This is a genomic window from Aeromonas sp. DNRA1 (assembly GCF_963888745.1).
In the GTDB taxonomy this organism is placed as follows: domain Bacteria; phylum Pseudomonadota; class Gammaproteobacteria; order Enterobacterales; family Aeromonadaceae; genus Aeromonas; species Aeromonas hydrophila.
Genome location: NZ_CAWPKQ010000001.1, coordinates 1,266,702 through 1,285,593, shown reverse-complemented (window position 1 = coordinate 1,285,593; position 18,892 = coordinate 1,266,702). Strand labels below are relative to the sequence as shown.

The 18,892-nt window shown below is 62.3% G+C and carries 15 protein-coding genes; 12 read left to right on the top strand and 3 right to left on the bottom strand.

All coding sequences use genetic code 11. From position 1 onward, the window contains the following. Window positions 1-534, bottom strand: coding sequence for a glycine cleavage system protein R (locus AACQ43_RS05865; RefSeq protein ID WP_016349586.1), 534 nt, complete (start codon window positions 532-534; stop codon window positions 1-3). A 283-nt stretch (window positions 535-817) separates the two neighbouring features. Between AACQ43_RS05865 and dapA the strand changes: the two genes are divergently transcribed. From dapA to AACQ43_RS05850, 3 genes are all read left to right on the top strand, one after another. Then, window positions 818-1,705, top strand: coding sequence for a 4-hydroxy-tetrahydrodipicolinate synthase (dapA, locus tag AACQ43_RS05860; protein WP_168966431.1), 888 nt, complete (start codon window positions 818-820; stop codon window positions 1,703-1,705). Further along, window positions 1,698-2,822, top strand: coding sequence for an outer membrane protein assembly factor BamC (gene bamC / locus AACQ43_RS05855; protein ID WP_336753270.1), 1,125 nt, complete (start codon window positions 1,698-1,700; stop codon window positions 2,820-2,822). Before dapA ends, bamC begins: the two co-directional genes overlap by 8 nt. Before the next feature lie 65 nt (window positions 2,823-2,887). Continuing rightward, window positions 2,888-3,991 carry a phosphoribosylaminoimidazolesuccinocarboxamide synthase gene (locus AACQ43_RS05850; protein ID WP_029303855.1) on the top strand — a complete coding sequence of 368 codons (1,104 nt, stop codon included), beginning with the start codon at window positions 2,888-2,890 and terminating at the stop codon, window positions 3,989-3,991. Between the two features lie 141 nt (window positions 3,992-4,132). On the opposite strand, the gene AACQ43_RS05845 is transcribed toward AACQ43_RS05850, so the two are convergent. After that, window positions 4,133-4,735, bottom strand: a complete 603-nt coding sequence (locus AACQ43_RS05845; RefSeq protein WP_101150950.1) for a short chain dehydrogenase — start codon at window positions 4,733-4,735, stop codon at window positions 4,133-4,135. A 98-nt stretch (window positions 4,736-4,833) separates the two neighbouring features. Between AACQ43_RS05845 and AACQ43_RS05840 the strand changes: the two genes are divergently transcribed. From AACQ43_RS05840 to AACQ43_RS05825, 4 genes are all read left to right on the top strand, one after another. Further along, window positions 4,834-5,733: a LysR family transcriptional regulator gene (locus AACQ43_RS05840; protein ID WP_101150951.1), complete on the top strand. Its 900-nt coding sequence runs from the start codon at window positions 4,834-4,836 to the stop codon at window positions 5,731-5,733. A 72-nt stretch (window positions 5,734-5,805) separates the two neighbouring features. After that, on the top strand, window positions 5,806-6,450 hold the full coding sequence (locus AACQ43_RS05835; RefSeq protein WP_168966427.1) for a DUF2057 domain-containing protein: 645 nt from the start codon (window positions 5,806-5,808) through the stop codon (window positions 6,448-6,450). A 72-nt stretch (window positions 6,451-6,522) separates the two neighbouring features. After that, window positions 6,523-6,960, top strand: a complete 438-nt coding sequence (locus AACQ43_RS05830; protein ID WP_168966425.1) for an HIT domain-containing protein — start codon at window positions 6,523-6,525, stop codon at window positions 6,958-6,960. A gap of 98 nt (window positions 6,961-7,058) precedes the next feature. Beyond that, window positions 7,059-7,757: a DUF3334 family protein gene (locus AACQ43_RS05825; protein WP_016349593.1), complete on the top strand. Its 699-nt coding sequence runs from the start codon at window positions 7,059-7,061 to the stop codon at window positions 7,755-7,757. 70 nt (window positions 7,758-7,827) lie between these two features. Here AACQ43_RS05825 and AACQ43_RS05820 read toward each other — a convergent pair whose 3' ends face one another. Continuing rightward, entirely contained in the window at window positions 7,828-8,826 is a 999-nt protein-coding gene (locus AACQ43_RS05820) for a DUF2860 family protein (protein WP_024944318.1), read from the bottom strand. Between the two features lie 207 nt (window positions 8,827-9,033). Here AACQ43_RS05820 and arcB point away from each other — a divergent pair, with 207 nt between their 5' ends. The 5 genes from arcB (at window position 9,034) to AACQ43_RS05795 (ending at window position 18,874) form a co-directional block, all read left to right on the top strand. Beyond that, complete coding sequence (arcB, locus tag AACQ43_RS05815; protein WP_076362475.1) at window positions 9,034-11,346, top strand: aerobic respiration two-component sensor histidine kinase ArcB; 2,313 nt, start codon at window positions 9,034-9,036, stop codon at window positions 11,344-11,346. Between the two features lie 28 nt (window positions 11,347-11,374). Then, entirely contained in the window at window positions 11,375-12,730 is a 1,356-nt protein-coding gene (gene dgt / locus AACQ43_RS05810) for a dGTPase (RefSeq protein ID WP_168966423.1), read from the top strand. A 322-nt stretch (window positions 12,731-13,052) separates the two neighbouring features. After that, window positions 13,053-13,256: a hypothetical protein gene (locus AACQ43_RS05805; RefSeq protein WP_011704847.1), complete on the top strand. Its 204-nt coding sequence runs from the start codon at window positions 13,053-13,055 to the stop codon at window positions 13,254-13,256. Window positions 13,257-13,404: 148 nt separating this feature from the next. Next, a complete protein-coding gene (locus AACQ43_RS05800) occupies window positions 13,405-17,682 on the top strand; it encodes a transporter substrate-binding domain-containing protein (RefSeq protein ID WP_168966421.1) in 4,278 nt (1,425 codons plus the stop codon). Continuing rightward, window positions 17,663-18,874 carry an EAL domain-containing response regulator gene (locus AACQ43_RS05795; RefSeq protein WP_168966419.1) on the top strand — a complete coding sequence of 404 codons (1,212 nt, stop codon included), beginning with the start codon at window positions 17,663-17,665 and terminating at the stop codon, window positions 18,872-18,874. The genes AACQ43_RS05800 and AACQ43_RS05795 overlap by 20 nt, the downstream gene beginning before the upstream one ends. Window positions 18,875-18,892: the final 18 nt, after the last annotated feature.

Sequence of the window (18,892 nt, the reverse complement as noted above, 5' to 3'; positions counted from 1 at the left end):
TCAGGCGTGTTTGTGATTGACGATGAATTCGAACGATTCTGCGCCCAGTTCACGACAGAATCCGGCGAAGGCCGTCTGCGAGCCGGCCGCCTCTCCCTGTTTGGCCAGATTGAGCTGAAAGCTGGCCTTGAGCAGGTTGAACGGCTGCTGTTCCAGGGTGATGGTCTGCATGGCCTGGATGTCCCAGCCGTGATCGCTGAAGAACTGGGTGCACTGGCTTACGATGCCCGGCTGGTCCCGGATCAGGATCTCGGCATTGGCGCTGATGTCGTATTGCAGCGACTGGTGGCGTTCGGTGCGCTTCATCATGGTGATGAGGTCCCACTCCTGGCTGCGCAGGGGCAGGCTTATCTCGAGCTGCATCAGGCTGTTCCAGTCACCGGACAGCAGCATGATGAAGGTGAATTCATTGCCGAAGATGCCAAGACGGCTGTCGACAATGTTGCAGCCACACCCACTGACGTGGCGGGTGACCTCATTGACGATGCCAGGCCTGTCCGTGCCGATGGCCGTTACGACCAGGTAATGAGTCATAAATCTTCTCTCGTCCATTAGCGGGTTGCGAATGTGGATGCAGTGGCATAGCCCGAACGGGCTGGCCATGGGCCACTGCCAGCGATCCTGCATGGCAACCTTGTTGAGAATCTCGTTGCAACGAGCACGGTATCGGGGTGTCACGACCAGCGTCTGGCGTGTTCCACCGCGGCTCGCGCAGTGCGGTTTTTGCCGGATGGTAACACGGCTTGCCCCTGGCCTCCCTTGTTTTTCCAAGGGGGCAGCTTTACCATAACGCCCCTGAAAATCGGGAGAAATATCCATGTTGCGCGGTAGTATTGTTGCCCTCGTTACCCCCATGCTGGCTTCAGGCGAAGTCGATTGGGTCAGTCTGGCCACTCTGGTCGACTATCATGTCAGCGCCGGGACCAGCGCCATCGTGGCGGTCGGGACCACGGGGGAGTCGGTGACCCTGAGCGAGCAGGAGCACATCGCCGTCGTGGAGAAAACCGTGGCGCTGGCCGCCGGACGCATTCCGGTCATCGCCGGCTGCGGCTCCAACAATACCGCCCATGCCATCGCCCTGGCCAAGCGCTTCGCCGAAACCGGCGTGGTGGCGGGTCTCTCGGTCACCCCCTATTACAACAAACCCACCCAGGAAGGCCTCTATCGTCACTATTGTGCGATCGCCGAGGCTAGTGGTCTGCCCCAAATTCTTTATAATGTGCCCGGTCGTACCGGTTGCGATCTCAAACCTGAGACGGTAGCCAGACTGGCCAAGGTGCCCGGCATCATAGGCCTGAAAGAGGCGACCGGGGATCTGAGCCGTACGCCGCTGCTGCGCGAGCTGTGCGGCGCACAATTCGCGCTTTATAGTGGCGATGATGCCAGTGGATGTGATTTCATGCTGCAAGGCGGGGACGGAGTCATTTCGGTCACCACCAATATTGCAGCGGCCCAGATGGCCGACATGTGTCGTGCTGCGCTGGCCGGTGATGCCGGACGAGCGCACGACATCAACAATCGATTGATGCCGTTGCATCAGACTTTGTTCTGCGAACCGAGTCCTATCCCGGTGAAGTGGGCCTGTGCCCAGCTGGGATTGATTGCGACGGCCACCTTGCGTCTGCCGCTCACCGACCTCACCCCCGAGGGCGAACAGGCGATGGCGCAAGCACTGACGACTGCGGAGTTGATGGCGAGTGTTTAAAGCAAATGGAAAGGGAAATGCAGTGCGCCTGGTGCTGAGTGTGGCGACCGTTGCCGTGCTGGCAGCCTGTAGCTCACCCCAGGAACGCAAGATGGCCAACCGTGGTTTCGAGTACGAGGATGCCCGCCTTGAAGGCCGTGCGTTTCTGGTGCCGGCCGGGTTGAATACCCCCGCCTTTAACAGCAGTTTCGACATTCCGGCCCTGCCTGAGAGCAGCCGTGACGGTGCGCTGGGTGCCAAGGTTGACGTGCGCCCACCCGCCCAGCTGCTGACCGTAGTACCGGGCAGCCAGGTGGTGGCCAATGCTGGCGAACCCACCATGGCCTTCTACGCCCTCAGCACCTCCCAGAGCGTGGAGCGCGATACTTGGGCCTTCCTGATGAACTTCCTCGCCCAGTACAAGGTCACCACCGAGAAGCTGGACCAGCAGGCCGGCGTGCTGCAGACCGGCTGGTTTGACAACACCAAGGCGCTCGACGGCTGGAGTGAAGAGGACGATGACTTCGTCATTCGCCAGCGCTACCAGTTCACCCTGCGCAACGATCCTCAGCGCCACGCCGTCAACATGTCGGTACGGGTGCTGGATCATGAAGAGACCGTCGATGGCGAGACCAGCAAGGAGCTGACCCCGGCGGATGCCCAGCGTTACGCGACCCGGGCCCTCAACCAGTTCTCGCTCTACTACGACAAGCAGCTCAAGTCCCGCGAACAGCACAAGGCCAACGATGGCATGGGGCTGGAACTGGGTCTGGACAACAACGAGCTGAGCGCCTGGGTCGCCGATGGCTCGTTTGACCAGGTGTGGCGTCGTCTCAATCAGGTGCTGCCGGCCTACGGTTTCACCATCAAGGATACCCAGCAGTCGCTGGGCTGGATCGACGTGGAGTACGACGAGCCGGGCAGCGAATTCTGGAAGGCCAAGGGCAGCGAGCCGTTCAAGCTGGACGAAGACAAGTATCGCTTCCAGCTTGGCGAGATGGCGGGGGGCAAGACCTCCATCACCCTGTTCGACAAGGACAAGAAGCCCGTGTCGTCCGGTGTCATCTCCCAGATGTACATCAGTCTGTCCGAGGCATTCGCCAAGGGTCTGGCTGACCAAGCTGCAAAAACAGAATAGAAACAGGGGCCTTGTGCCCCTGTTTTGTTATGTAAACCCCCCACAAACAGGAAGTGTTACTTACCATGAGTCTTGCAGATCAAGTATTGGCGGTGAACGACGATTTGCCGATCCGTACCGATAAACCCGTCCATTCCGGCAAGGTGCGCAGCGTCTACTGGCTGACCGCCGCAGACAGTGCCCGCCTCATCCGCGAGAAGGGTTACGACGTGCCGGCAGATGCGCCGCTCGCCATCATGGTGATCAGTGACCGGATCTCGGCCTTCGACTGCATCTGGCAGGGCGTGGACGGGCTCAACGGCGTGCCGGGCAAAGGGGCTGCGCTCAACGCCATCTCCAGCCACTGGTTCAAGCTGTTCAAGGAGAAGGGGCTGGCCGACAGCCACATCCTGGACATTCCTCATCCCTTCGTCTGGATCGTGCAAAAAGCCCGCCCCGTGATGATCGAGGCGATTGCCCGCCAGTACATCACCGGCTCCATGTGGCGTGCCTACAAGGATGGCGAGCGCGAGTTCTGCGGCATCACCCTGCCGGAAGGACTGAAGAAGGATCAGAAGCTGCCCGAGATCCTCATCACCCCCTCCACCAAGGGCGTGCTGACCGGGCTGGACGGCGTGCCGGAAGCCGACGACGTCAACGTCTCCCGTGCCGACATCGAACGCCACTACCAGGGCTTCAACTTCAGCAAGCCAGCCGACATCGACCGCTACGAAGTGCTGCTCAAGGAAGGCTTCAACGTCATTAGTGACGCGCTGGCCGAGCTGGATCAGATCTTCGTCGACACCAAGTTCGAGTTTGGCTACGTCAATGACGCCGCCGGCAACGAGAAGCTGATTTACATGGATGAAGTGGGTACCCCCGACAGCTCCCGCATCTGGGATGGCGCCGCCCTGCGCGACGGCCAGATCGTCGAGAAGTCGAAAGAGGGTTTTCGCCAGTGGCTGCTCAACCACTTCCCGGATCCGGACATCCTGCTCAACAAGCACCGCATGCCCGAGCGCTTTGCCCTGGCCCGCGACAACAAGTTGCCGACCGAGGTGATGATGGACATCTCCAACACCTATGTGGGGATTGCCGAGAAGATCATCGGTCAGCCGCTGGTACGCAGCGCCAATCCGAAGCAGGAGATCATCGAAGTGCTGCGCGCGCAGTACGGGCTGATCGACTGAGGCACACCGCCTTTTTTGTTGCCGCAAAAACAAACGTTTGCCATCAGCCAACTTCAAGCCGGCATGCTGGCAGCAATGGAACGGGCCCCATCATGGGGCCGTTTTTGTTGCCGTGCCGGCTGGGTGGCAGAAGGGCGGCGATCAGCCGTTGACCCTGAACACCTGGCCGGTCTGCACCCCCAGTACCGACTTCTGGTAGGCCTGCGCCACCCTGGCGGCGGGCACGGGGACGAAGCCTGGGAAGAAGCTGGCGTATTTATCCATCGACTCCGTCAGCACGGTCGGGCTCACCACGTTGATGCGCAGACCCCGCGGCAGCTCGCAGGCCGCCGCTTTGACGAAGTGATCGATGGCGCCGTTGATGGTGGTCGCGCTCGCCCCCCAGTTGATGGGCTCCTCGCTCAGGATGCCGCTGATCAGGGTGATGGAGCCCTTGTCGTTTAGGTGGGGGATGGCGGCCCGGGTCAGGTTGATCTGGCCCATCAGCTTGCTCTGAAGTCCCACCTGCCACTGCTCGTCGGTCATCTCGGCGAGAGCGTTGAAGGCCACGCTGCCGCTGGCCACCACCAGCGCATCGAACTGGCCCAGCTTGGCGAACAGCGCCTTGATGGAGGCGGGATCGCGCATGTCGACCGTGGCGTCCCCCTGGCTGTGACCGACCCGGATCACCTGGTGGTCTTTGGCAAGCAACTCACTGACGGCGGAGCCGACGGTGCCGGAGGCACCCACAATCACAATCTTCATCTGTTTCACTCCTGGTTGGGATGTGTTGATTCTAGCGCGATGAAAAGGGAGAAAAAGCGCGTAAAATAAACGCATTGTTTCCATATTGGAGCTAATGAATGGACATCTCCCACCTGGCCAGTTTTTATGAGGTGGTGCAAAAGGGCAGTTTCTCGGCCGCAGCCGACAGCCTGGGGGTGAGCAAGGGGATGCTGAGTCGTCACGTCAGCTCGCTGGAATCGACCCTCAATGCCCAGCTGTTGCAGCGTACCACTCGCCGACTCAGCCTCACCGAAGCGGGCCGGACCCTCTATCAGCAGGCCGGCGAGATCTTCGCGCTGGCGCGCCAGGCGGAGCAGGATATCCAGGCCCTGACCGAGGAGGATGGCGGCCGGCTGCGCTTCACCTGCCCGGTCAGTACCGGTGATCGCATGGTGAACGATCTACTGGCCCGCTTTGCCGAGCTCTGTCCCGGCGTCCAGGTCGAATTGAACTTCACCAACGCCATGATCGACATGAGCCAGGGGGAGCACGACATCGCCCTGCGCGCCATGAGCAGCATTCCCGACAACCTGGTGGCCCTGCCGCTCGGCAGGCTCAAGGACGTGGTGGTGGCAAGCCCCGCCCTGCTGGCGCGGGAGGGGATCCCCGCTACCCCTTATGAGCTGGGCGGACGGCCCTGTCTGCTGCAGGGCCACAACCCGGCCTGGGAACAGTGGCACTTTCGCAAGGGGGAGGAGGAGGCGCATATCCTGGTACAGGGCAAGGTGCGGGCCAACCACTACAGTACCGTGCTGCAGCTGGCGCGGGCCGGCATGGGTTACGCCAAGTGTCCGCTGATGCTGGTGGAGCCCTGGCTGGCGCAGGGGGAGCTGGTCACCGTGCTGGCGGAGTGGCAGACCGGGTTGCACCCGCTGCACGTCCTGCACGCCCAGCAGCGGCGGGTACCGCGCAAGATCCGGCTGTTCAAGCAGGTGTTGGCCCAGTGGTTTGCCGAGCGCCCTCACTACCTGCTCTGAGCCCTCGTTATTTTTCTGTCATCTTCGGCTGCTAGCCTGCGCCCATCAACGCGAACAGGAAGATGAGCAAATATGATGGGTTATCGGTACGGGCGTGGGGTATCGCTGCTGTGGGCAGCGCTGGGCATGAAGATGGTGCTGGGCAGTGCGGCTTGGGCGGCCGTCGAGGTGACGGTGCCGGCGGATTTCCAGATCCTGGCGGTGAGTGCGGGCACGCTGCACGACGAGCAGCACGCCACCCTGCCGGATGGGGAGCAGCAGTTGCTGGTGCGTTATGAAGGGGTGATCCCGAGTCGCAGCAGCAGCGAGAATGACCGCCAGCTGCGCTCCGCGCCGCAGGTGTTACGTTATCAAGCCAGTCAGCAGCAGGTACGGCTGGTAGCCAACTTGCCGACCGATGAGCGGGGCATGGCGCAGTATGCCGAGTCTCCCGTCATGGGCTTGCAGGCCGGTGGCCAGAGCATTGCCAGCCAGCAGGATGTGCTGGTCACCAGCGGCATGCTGATTGGCATGGATTGGCGGGCCAAACTCGCCGAATACAACCAGAGCGGCGGCAAGGCGGCATTGAGCACGGTCGTGCCCGTCACGGCAACCGCTGCTGCGGTTGAACCGGTGGCGGCGGCCAGCGCGCTGGAGGGGCAGTTGCAGCAACTCTTCCTCAAGGCCGACCCCGCGCTTCGCAAGCGCTTTGTCAGCTGGGCCGTGCCGCGACTTTAAGTTTGCGGCCCGTTGCAGTAACGTGGGTGCTCTCATCGTGCATCGCGCCCACCTTACGTCAACGAGGTCTTCATGTTTGAACTGCACAGCCGTCTGCAGGCAGATACCCGTCTGCTCGGCGATCTGCCCCTTTGCCGCGTCCTGCTGGCCAAGGACAGCCAGTACCCCTGGCTCATCTTGGTGCCGAGAGTGGCCAATCTGCGGGAAATTCACCACCTGGCACCGGCGCAGCAGCAGCAGCTGATGGAGGAGTCCTGCGCGGTCGCCACCCTGATGGAGCAGGCGCTGCGGCCGGACAAGATCAACGTGGCGGCGCTCGGCAATCTGGTGCCCCAGCTGCATCTGCATCATGTCGCCCGTTTCAGTACCGACAAGGCCTGGCCCGGTCCCATCTGGGGGGCTCACCCCTCCGTGCCCTATGAGGAAGCAGCATTATTGGCAGAGGCGGCCAGCTGGCGCCTCAAGCTGGCCAATCTGACCGGATTCAGCCCGCTTGGCACTGACAATTGAATCAACTGAGAGGCGGCTCGCTATTTCGAAGCCCAAGCCGCGCTATCTGTTAGAGTTATGGTATAGATAAGCCCATTTTCGATGTTCAGGAAGGTCCCATGATAGTGACAAGAGCCGACAACGATACCGTATTGACCACAGAGGACGTGCTGCTGAGCCTGTGCCATTCGGTCACGGATGTATTGAGTGCGGCAACCCAGAGTCAGGTGCGTTTCTCCGGCATGGTGCAGCGGATCAGCAAGACCTGCCTCAAGCCGGATATCGGCTGCTTCGTGCTGTTTGACGGCGGCTTCTCCGGCCTGGTGGTGATCAACTTCTCCGCCTCCGCCGCCATGGAGCTGTACGAGAGCTACATGCTCAGCATGGGGCTCTCCAAGGAAGATCTCGCCATCTCCCACACCTCAGACGAGGTGAGCAACGTCATGGGCGAGCTGATGAACCAGATCGTCGGCAGCTTCACCGTGAAGGTCGGCCGGGATCTGCAGACCCACATCACCCAGAACCAGCCGAAGATGCTGGCCCTCAACAAGCAGGTAATGCTGAGCGTCGATACCAACCTCGACAGCCCGGAGTCGCGCCGGGTCACCTTCTTCACCGCCCGCAACAACATCTTCTATCTGGAGCTGGCGATGGACAAGACCGAGTTCATCCGCATCCACAACGATGGCATGGATCAGGAGGAGCTGGATCCGGATGCCCTGATCGCCCAGACCAAGCGCGAGGCTGCCCAGCCTGCTCCGGCTGCCGCCCCGGTGGCCAACGATCACGACGATCTGCTCGACTCGCTCGGGATCTGATGACCGCATAGGCCGTTGCAAATAACGAGGCCACCCATGGGGTGGCCTCGTTTGTTGATGCGGGTCAGGTTTAGAAGTTGTAGAGCAGACCCGTGCTGAAACGGGTGGACTGGCTGTCGTAGAAGTTGATGTCCGAGTCGGCGCTGGCATAGGCGGCGGTGAAGGTGGCGGCGAGGGCGTTGACGCCAAACAGGTTGTGCCAGAAGAAGGTGCCGTTGATGGCGAATTCGTCGGCATCGGCACGCTGGCCGAAGATGGGGTTTGCCTCGTCATACTTGCGCTTGCCGGTATAGAGGTTGCTGACGAAGGACCACTGGGGGCCGCGCTTGGCATAGGTCAGCTTAAGGCCAGTGTTCTTGAAACTCTCGGCGCTGCCGTCAAGGCGAGCCTGCTTGTAGACGATGGCCGGCTCCAGCAGCTGGTTGCCGCCAAAGTGCCACTGGTAGGAGAGTTCCATGTCGTGCATCTTGCCGTTGCGATCCAGCATGTCGGCGTAGTGGGTGCCGTGGCTCTGGTCATACTGCTGGCCGCTGCGCTCCTCATCCATGTCCACCTCCCGGGTGGTCAGGTTGCCGTAGAAGTTGCTGCCCCAGATCTTGTCCCAGGCAAAACGCGCCCCTTTTGATTTCACATCGGTGGAGCTGCGATCCACCCCGGTGGCGAAAGGATCGCTCCACAGCTCGACCGGCATGACGTTGAACACCAGCGAGGTGGCGACTATGCCCTTGTCACCCATCTCCTGGCGCAGGCCGAGCTGCTGGGTGAAGTCGAAGCGCACCGCGTCCTGGATCAGGTTGCCGAGGAAGATCTGGGTACGGGTATCGGCAAAGGTGTAGCGGATATCGGCGTTGAGCAGCGGCGTCAGGCCGCTCTCGCTGTCGGGTGAGCCGAGGTCATTGATGCGACTGTGGTTGTCATCGCCGGCATAGAAGTTGGACTTGTAGCTGACGGCGTTGACCCCGCCCAGCAGGAAGCCGGACCAGCCGGACTGCTTGGGGATCTCGCCCAGATCGGCGTGGGCGGCATTGGCTGCCAGCAGGCCAAGACTCAGCAGGGTGAGATTACGCATCGATGAGACTCCTGAAATATCAGTTGGTTGAATTGAACGGCCGAATATTATAGCCAGCCAGGCTTAACCCGGGCTGACCGAATTGACTCCGGCATGCTACCCCAGCAGAAGGATGAGGTTAACCGATAATTTATCGTGCGACGGCACAAGAGTTCGGCGCGCCGTGCTGGTATTCTGTTCGGCGAATATCGGGGAGAAAACAATAAGATGAAACAAATCAAATCCTGGGCGCAATATTACGTCGACCTGATGACCAAGCTGGGACTGGTGCGCTTCAGCATGTTCCTGGCCACCGGCATCATAGTGCTGGCCGTTTCGATCCAGATGGGGGTCACCCTGTTCCTGCGCGGCACCGTGGACATCGTCGACCTGGTGCGCTCGGTCTTCTTCGGCCTGCTGGTGACCCCCTGGGCCGTCTATTTTCTCTCCATCGTGGTGGATCAGCTGGAGGATTCCCGCCAGCGGCTGACCCGCATGGTGCGTAAACTGCAGGACATGCGCGAGCGGGATCTCGAGCTCAACAGCCAGCTGCAGGAGAACATCAGCCGCCTCAACGCCCAGATCGCCGAGACCAACCGGGCCGAGACCCTGCGTCAGCAGGCCATCGAGGATCTGGAGAACGAGGTATTCCAGCGCGAGAAGGCCCAACTGCATCTGGGGGAGCGCACCGCCCTGCTGCGCTCCTTCATCGACTGCTCCCCCGATCTGGTCTATTACCGCAACGAAGACGAGCAGTTCTCCGGCTGCAATCGCGCCATGGAAGAGCTCACCGGCAAGGTGGAGGCGGAGCTCATCGGCTTGACCCCGTTCGATGTCTACAAGCACGACATCGCCAGCAAGGTGGTGGAGACCGACAAGCAGGTCTTCGCCCAGAACGAGCCGCTCACCTATGAGCAGTGGCTGGAGTACCCCGACGGTCGCAAGGCCTACTTCGAGCTGCGCAAGGTGCCTTTCTTCGATCGTTTCGGCAAGCGGCTCGGCCTGCTCGGTTTTGGTCGCGACATCACCGAGCGCAAGCAGTATCAGGACAAGCTGGAGAAGGCGAGCCGCGACAAGACCACCTTCATCTCCACTATCAGCCACGAGCTGCGCACCCCGCTCAACGGCATTGTAGGCTTGAGCCGGATGCTGATGGATACGCCGCTCGATCCCAAGCAGCACCAGCAGCTCAAGACCATTCACCTGAGCGCGGTGACGCTCGGCAACATCTTCAATGACATCATCGATCTCGACAAGCTGGACCGGCGCCGGCTGGAAATCGCCCCGACCCCCATCGACCTGCCTGCCTTCCTCGACGAGCTGGAGACGCTGTCGCGCATCCAGGCGGAGCAGAAGGGGCTCTATCTGCATTTCGACCGGGATGGCGACGTGCCGCAGTTCGTGATGGCGGACGGGACCCGGTTGCGCCAGGTGTTGTGGAATCTGGTGGGCAATGCGGTCAAGTTTACCGACGAGGGGGGGGTGACGGTGCGCTGCCTCACCCACCCGGCCGACACGCCGGGCAAGCTGGCGCTGCACTTCGAGGTGGAAGATACCGGGGTCGGCATTCCCCGTGCCCAGCAGGAGAAGATCTTCGCCATGTACTATCAGGTGCAGGGCAAGAAGCACGCCACCGGCACCGGCATCGGGCTGGCGGTCTCCCGTCAGCTGGTGCAGGCGATGGGCGGCCAGCTCTACGTGGACAGCGACCCGGGCGAGGGCGCCTGCTTCACCGCTGAGCTGGAGGTGGACTGCGTCGCCGCTCAGACGCCCGCGGCCGAGCCCGAGATGCCCTGCCTCGATATCCTGCTGGTGGAGGACGTCGAGCTCAACGTGACCGTGGCCTGCGCCCTGCTCAACAAGCTGGGTCATGAGGTCAAGGTTGCGCGGGACGGTGCCCAGGCGCTGGCCATGGCCAATCCCGACGATTTTGATCTGATCCTGCTGGATATCCAGCTGCCGGACATGACCGGCTTCGATGTGGCGGAGCAACTGCTCGCCCGCTACGGCGACAGCCTGCCGCCCATGGTGGCACTCACCGCCAACGCCACCGGCGATCGCCAGTACTACCGGGATCACGGCATGCAGGATGTGATCAACAAGCCGCTTGGTTCGAAGGCGGTACGAGAGGTGATTGGCCACCTGTTTGCCGATCTGGCCGAGGATGAGGCGGACGAACAGGCGGATGCGGACGGTCAGGATGCGCTGCTGGACTTGCCCTTCCTCACCGATTATGCCGATACCGTGGGCAAGCAGGTGCTGATCTCCAGCGTCGAGCTGTTCGAGAAGATGATGCCCGACTACATGGCGGTGCTCGACTCCAACATGATTGCCCGGGATCAGGCCGGCGTGGTGGAGGAGGCGCACAAGATAAAAGGGGCAGCCGGCTCCATCGGTCTGCGCCGGCTGCAGCAGCTGGCTCAGCTTATCCAGAGTCCGGATCATCCCGCCTGGTGGGAGAACGTGGAGGACTGGATAGAGTCGCTGCGCCGTGAATGCCCGGGTGACATCGCCCGCTTGAAGCGCTGGCTGCTCTCGTAGACGCGAGCCGCAGGCAAGGAGCCGCAACATGTATAGCCGTTTGATTACCCCTGAGCGCATCCATCGCTGGGGTGACGAAGATCTGCTGGAAGCGACCGAACAGGACCGCGCCCGCATCGTGCAGGCGGCGCCGGTGCGCCGGCTGCAGCAGAAGACCCAGGTCTTTCCGCTCGACGTGAAGGCCTCGGTGCGCAGCCGTCTCACCCATTCGCTGGAGGTGCAGGAGACCGGCCGCCAGATCAGCCGCCGCATTCTGGCGGCCCTGCCGGCGGGGTCGGTGTGCGAGGGGGCCTTCATCAATCTGGTGGAGATGTCCTGCCTGTTGCACGACGTCGGCAACCCGCCGTTCGGTCACTTTGGCGAGCAGGTGATGAGCCAGTGGCTGGCGCAGGCGCTGGATGGGTTGTTTGCCGAGGCCCTTGGCAGCAACCCCAGCCCGCAGTGGGCAACGCTTCGCCAGGATCTGCTGGTGTTTGACGGCAATGCCCAGAGTCTGCGGCTGGTGCACAGCCTGCACGAGCTGAACCTGACCCTGGGACAGCTGGCGGCACTGTGCAAGTACCCGCAGCAACCCCTGCACGGCGGTCAACATCACGGCTGGGCCAGCAAGCGCGGCATCTTCTTCAGCGAACAACCCCTCTATCGTGCCCTCGGCCAGAGCCTGGGATTGGCGCCCGGCTGCCGCCATCCGCTGGTCTACATCATGGAAGCGGCCGACGACATCTCCTACTGTATCGCCGACCTCGAAGATGCGGTGGATCGGCGCATCCTCAGCCTGAGCGAGCTGCAGCAGGCGCTGCGGCTGGCCGATGACGGTGCCTACATGGCCGGCTTGCTGGCGGAGGCTGCCGCTTCGGGCAGGGGCTTTTTCCCCCACTTTCGCCAGCAGCTGACCCGGGATCTGGTGGAACTGGCCGCTCACACCTATGTGAGTGAACACCCGCAGATCTTGAGCGGCGCCTATCCCCAGGCCCTGCTGCACGGCCAGGCACCGGCGGCGCGGGTGCTCGATACCCTCAAACAGGTGGCTCGCGAGCTGGTATTCATGCGCCGAGAGGTGGAGGCGCTGGAGCTGGAGGGTTATGCCGCCCTGCGCGGCGTGCTCTCCACCTATGCCTGCCTGCTGGCGCTGCCGGCCGTGCAGTTCGAGCGGCTGCTGACCGGGCAGGGGGGCAGCGAGCTGTTCTTCGCCCGCCGGCTGTTTCATCGACTGTCAGCCCGTCATCTCAAGGCATACCGGCTGGCGGTGGCGAGCCGGGATCCCCGTTTCGAAAAGGAGAGCGAGCAGGAGTGGTACTACCGGGTGCGGCTGCTGCTCGACTACGTGAGCGGTATGACGGATACCTATGCGCTGGAGGAGTTCCGGCTGTTGTCCGGGATCTGAGCCGAAGCAGCATGGGGTTGCCTGTGCCAGATGAGTATTGATAGATGACTCACCTCCCCATATGGGGGGTGAGGTTCTTGTATAAAATTCGGTCTTTTTTTAGACTGTGGCAACTTGTTCAACTTTCACTCGGTAAGGAGACGGATATGCAACATTCAATGCTAAACGTTGCGTTCGACCGCTGCATCAGCAGCGCGAAAACTCGTGCTCTTTTTCTGCCGCGTGGAGGAAACAGGTAACACCTGCTTTTTCATCACCCGCGGTTGTCCCGCAGGGTGATCTCTTCTCTCCGGGGGAACCGCACGTTCAACTGGAGAACACTATGTCTATCGAACTGACCCTGCTGCGCACTGTCGAAACCCTGGTCCAGAAACGGATTACCCGGTTGGAGCGTCGTGTCAGCTACCTGCATCTGTCACCTGCTCTGCTCAAGGACATCGGTCTGGAAGGGCAAAATGTGCAGATCGCCCACATCCGTGAGCGAGAATATCAAACCGGCTTCCGGCTCGGGAACCGAATAACCTGATGATGTGGGGCCTGGCCCCCTTCTTGCTAGAAGACGGCAGGCGTGAGCCTGCCGTCTTTCGTATCCGGACGAGTTCTACTACGAATTTCTATTCGCACATTTTGCCAAAATCCCTATGATCGCTCTCCGATCTGTTCAGGAGTCACCCATGTTGCGTCTCTGCTATCGCGCCATCTTGCTGTGCTGGCTTGCCGGCTGGAGCCTTGCCACCGCGGCAGAAACCCGCCTGGACAAGGATCAGCTGGGGCTGGCGGAGCGGTTGTGGCTCGCCTCGCGCAGCGACCTGGTGGTCGGCATGCCGTCGGTGGCCTGGCCGCCCTATATCTACGCCAATAGCCGGGGTGGTTTCAGCGGCCCGCTCGACGATTTTGCCACCCTGATTGCCGGCCGGCTGGGGCTTGCCGTCCGCTACAAGACCTATCCCTACTATGCGGGGGCTCAGCAGGCCCTGCTCGATGGCGAGGTGGACATGCTGATCGGGGTGACGCCGAGCAACTCGCGCCAGAAAAAAATGCTTTTTACTTCGGATCTGATGACTCTGCCGCGCGGCATCCTGCTGGCCCGTGACAACGGCAGCCTGGATCTGCCGAACGCCCGCAAACTGCGCTGGGTGTGCGAGCATGGCTTCAGCTCCTGCGAAGAGTTGAAGCTGTTGGGTATGGAGCAGCTGGCTGAGGCCGACAGCAGTGACGAAGCGGTTTTCATGGTAAAGAAGGGGCTGGCGGATGCCTATCTCTCCGATCTGCCTGCTCTGGTTCGTCTGCAACGCCTGCAGCAGCAGGCCGGGCTCAAGGTGATCACCCCGGAGTGGGTGACGGACACCTCGCTGGCCATGGCGGTTGGGCCCAGCAACCAGGGGCTGCTCGGCCTGCTTGAGCTGGCCCTCAACGACATACCTCTCGATGAGCGGCGCCGCATTCTGGAAACCGGCGGAATCGTCGATTACGAACTGGCCAACGGCCCCCGTCAGATCGTGTTCAACCAGAGCGAGCTCGACTGGTTGGCGCAGCATCCGAGCTTGCGTTTCGGGGTGGCGCCGGACTGGCCGGCGGTGAGCGAGATCGACGGCAATGGCCAACTCAAGGGGTTCATCGCCGACATGCTCAAGCTGGTGAGCCTGCGCTCCGGCCTGAAGTTTACCCTGGTGCCTACCAGCAGCTGGACCGAGACCCAGGCGCTGTTCCAGGCGCGCAAGCTGGACTTTATCCCGGCGATCACACCAACCGCCGAGCGGCGTCAATACTCCTTGTTTACTCCTGACTACGCCTTCATCCATCGGGTGATCGCCGCCAGACAGGGGAGCGAGGAGCTGGACAACCTCAACGATCTCAAGGGGCGGCGGGTGGGGATCGTCGGTGGCTCGGTGGAGGAGCTGGTGCTCAGCGAGGTTGGAGCTCATCCACTGACGGTAAGCAGCGACACCCAGTTGCTGCCGCTGCTGGATGGGCATCAGGTCGACTACGTGCTGATGAGCATGACCACCCTCGAACGGGCGCTGCAAAAGGGGTTCAACAACCGTTATCAGGTGGTGTTCTCCGGCAACGAGCTGCGGGTGCCGGTCGCCATGGCGGTGCACCAGCAGGATCCCATGCTGCAGCAGATCCTGACCAAGGTGCTGCTCTCCATCCGGCCGGAAGAGATGACCAAGCTGGAGCACAAATGGCTGGCCCTGACCATCCAGACCGGCATCAGTCCTGCCACCGTCGTGCTCTGGGCCTCCTTCGGGCTCGGTGCTTTCCTGCTCTGCGTGTTGCTGTTCATGGGCTGGAACCGGACCCTGCGCCGCCAGATAGTGCAGCGCCAGCTGGCCGAGCACAAGTTAAGCGAGCAGCTGACCTTCGTACAGACCCTGCTCAACTCCCTGCCCAACATGGTGGTGCTGCGGGATCGCGAGCAGCGCATCACCCTCTGCAACCAGGCGTATCGGGATGCCTTTATCGGTGATCTGGCCCAGGACGATGGTGACGATCTGGACCGCCTGCCGGCCAGAGAGCGGGAGCGGGTGCTGCGCGAAGAGTCGGGGGTATGGCAGAGCGGCGAGCAGCTGGAAGGGGCGGGCAACAGCCGCCGTCAGGATGGTGCCATGTTCCACGTCATCTACACCAAGCGTCCCTATCGCTCGCCAAAGGGCGACATGCTGGGGGTACTGACGGTGCTGACCGACGTAACCCGGATCAAGGAGGCCGAGGCGCGGGCCCGCAAGGCGGAGACCCGGCTCACCCAGATCACCGACAGCATGCCGGGCATCGTCTATCAGTACCTCTGGCTCGGGCCCGGCAAGGGGCGTTTCCTCTATGCCTCACAGGGGGCGAGCGAGATCCTGGGAGCCAGCCGGCAGGAGATATTGTCGGCCGAGTCGGGCGGCGAGGTGTTCGGATTTACCGAAGAGGCACTGCAGGATTTCGTCAGCAAGGTGGCCAATCATGCCGAGACCCTGGCCCCGCTCGATCTGGAAGTGCGGGTGGAGCGGCCGGAGGGGGCCCGCTATCTGCAGGTGCGCGGCAGTTTCGTACCGCAGGAGGAGGGGCACCTGATCCTCAACGGGGTGATCCAAGACATCACGGCCCTCAAGCACCAGGAGCACGATCTGAGGGAGGCGCGCGCCTATGCCGAGCAGGCGATGCAGGTGCGCAGCCGCTTCCTGGCCACCATGAGCCACGAGCTGAGGACCCCCATCTCCGGCATGCACGGCATGCTGGAGCTGCTGCAGATGAGCGAGCTGAACGACGACCAGCGCTATTTGCTGCGCAACGTGGTGACCTCCACCAACAACCTGCTCTATCTGGTCAACGACGTGCTCGATTTCTCCAAGATAGAGGCGGGTCAGCTGCAGTTGCACTATCAGGATTGCCGCCTTGCCTCCGTCATCTGCGACGTGATCCGCGGTCACGCCACCCTGGCCCACGGCAAGGGGCTCAAGGTGACGCTGGATTGGGCGCCGGAGGTGCCGGATCAGGCCCGCATCGATGCGGTGCGAGTGGGGCAGGTGCTTTCCAACCTGCTCAACAATGCGGTCAAGTTTACCGAGCGGGGCGAGATCCGTATCCAGGTCAGCTTTGAGAAGGAGCGGCTCGCCATCGCGGTCAGCGACACCGGCATCGGCATTGCCGAGGAGAAGCAGGATCGCCTGTTTACCCCGTTCGAGCAGGTGGAATCCGACATAACCCGACGCTTCGGTGGTACCGGGCTCGGCCTTGCCATCTGTCACCAGCTGGCCCAGAAAATGGGGGGGTCGCTGGTGCTCGAGAGCAAGCCGGGGCATGGTACCCGGCTCACCTTCGACTTCCCGTTGGCGGAGTGTCAGTGGGATGCCCCGCCGCTGGCAGGCCACGATTGGTGGCTGTTTGGCGAGGATGCGGCCCTGCAGAGCGCAATGCAGCGGCTGGGGGCCAGGCTGCATCGTCTGGATCCACAGCAGTGGCAGCAGCCGGTGAGTGGTTTGTTATTAGCAGAGGAGAGCTGGCTCGAGCAGGCCCTGGGCAGCGAGTGGTTGACACATTTGCAGCGCTCGGCCCTCAAGGGCATAGTGCTTTCCCCGCAGGAGGCCCTGCGCGGCCGCATGGGGTCGGGGGCCTGGTGGCGGCTGGGGCAGTCGCCGCTCTATCCTGACTTGCTGCTGGAGACCTGTCACCAGTTGCTGGGAGAGGCGGCGACCAGCCCGGTCGAAGCCAATGCCCCCAAATTGCAGGGACGGGTGCTGGTGGCCGACGATCACCCCATCAACCGTGCGCTGCTGGCTCGCCAGCTGGCGATCCTCGGGGTGGATGCCGAGGTGGTGGACGATGGTGACAAGGCCCTGCGCACCTGGCAGGGGCAGGCATTCGCCCTGTTGCTGACCGACTGCCACATGCCGGTGATGGATGGCTACAGCCTGACCCGGGCTCTGCGGGCACAGGGGGTGTCGGCTCCCGTCATCGGGGTGACGGCCGATACGTCCGAAGAGGCCAGCCTGCAGATGCAGGAAGCCGGCATGAACGACATGCTGTTCAAACCCTATACCCTGGAGACGCTGCATCAGATGTTGATGCGCTGGTTGCCGGTGAGCCCTCAGACCCAAGAGCTGGGCCAGCCCGCTCCGTCGGCCAGTGAGCAGGGGGAGTGCTGGATCTCGCTGTTTGGCGATGAGGCGGTGGCGCGCAGCATGGCGCGGGAGTATCTGGATTCCAATCGCCAGGATGGTGATGACATGATGCAGGCACTGGCCAGGCAGGACACCTATGCCCTGGTGGAGACGGCACACCGCATCAAGGGGGCTGCCCGCATGGTGGGGCAGCAGGCTCTGGCGGAGGAGGCGGCCCGACTCGAAGCGGCGGCCCGCCTCAAGCAGCTGGACGAACTTACCGAGTTGAGTCAGACGGTACTGGCGCTGATGAACTCAATTACATGCGAAATTGGATTATGGCTCGATGAACAAGACACAGCATGAGTTGGTGATCATGGTGGTGGAAGACCACGCGTTCCAGCGCAAGGCGTTGATGCACCAGATCCGCGGACTCGGTTACGGCTCCCTGCTGGAGGCGCAGGACGGGGTGGAGGCGCTGGCCATGTGTCAGCGTCATCAGGTCGACATCCTGTTTTGCGATCTGCGCATGCCGGGCATGGATGGCATGGCGCTGCTGCGTCGCCTCTCGCTGGGTGGTTTTCGCGGCGGCATCATCCTCTCCAGCGCGCTGGAAGATGACGTGGTCGAGGCCGTGCTGCGCATGAGTGCCGCCTATGGTCTGCAAGTGCTGGGGCGCATCGAGAAGCCCTCCAGCCAGCAGCAGATCAGCCAGCTCATCGGCGCCTGGCGCCCGCAGCAGGAGCGAGCCCAGGAGGAGGACGGCCACCGCCTGACCCTGGACGAGTTGAGCCTGGCGCTGGAGCAGGATCAGCTGCTGCCCTGGTATCAGCCCAAGGTGAGCTTCGGCTCCGGCCAGTGGGTCGGCATGGAGGCGCTGGCGCGCTGGCAGCACCCGGAGTACGGCCTCATCTCGCCGGCCCGCTTCATTCCGCTGGCGGAACACAACGGCCTCATCGATCAGCTGACCGAGGTGATCATCAGCAAGTCGCTGCGCGATGGCCATCTGTGGGAGCAGACCGGGCTCTCCCTCAACCTGTCGATGAACCTTTCCACCACCTCCCTCATCGAGGGGGATCTGTGTAATACCCTGATCAACCAGTGCCAGCGCTGGAGCATCAACCCCGAGCTCATCACCCTGGAGGTGACCGAGAGCTCGTTCGTGAAGGATCTGGGCAAGTCGCTGGAGGTGCTGACCCGCCTGCGCATGCACGGCTTCGGCCTCTCCATCGACGACTTCGGTACCGGCTACTCCTCCATGCAGCAGCTGGCCCTGTTACCCTTCACCGAGCTCAAGCTGGATCGCTCTTTCGTCGATCGCTGCTTTGAGGACCCCTCCCGCTTGGCCATAATAGAGTCAAGCATCGAGCTGGCTCGCAAACTGGGGCTCAAGTCCGTCGCCGAAGGGGTGGAGGATGAACTCACCTGGCGGCTGCTGGCGCGGCTGGGGTGCGACGTGTGCCAGGGCTTCTTCTCGGCCCGGCCCATGCCGCGTGAGGAGTTGATGGGATGGCATGACTCCTGGCGTGAACGGCTACCGGCGCTGCTCGGAGCGTGAATGTCGGGCAGGATGCCC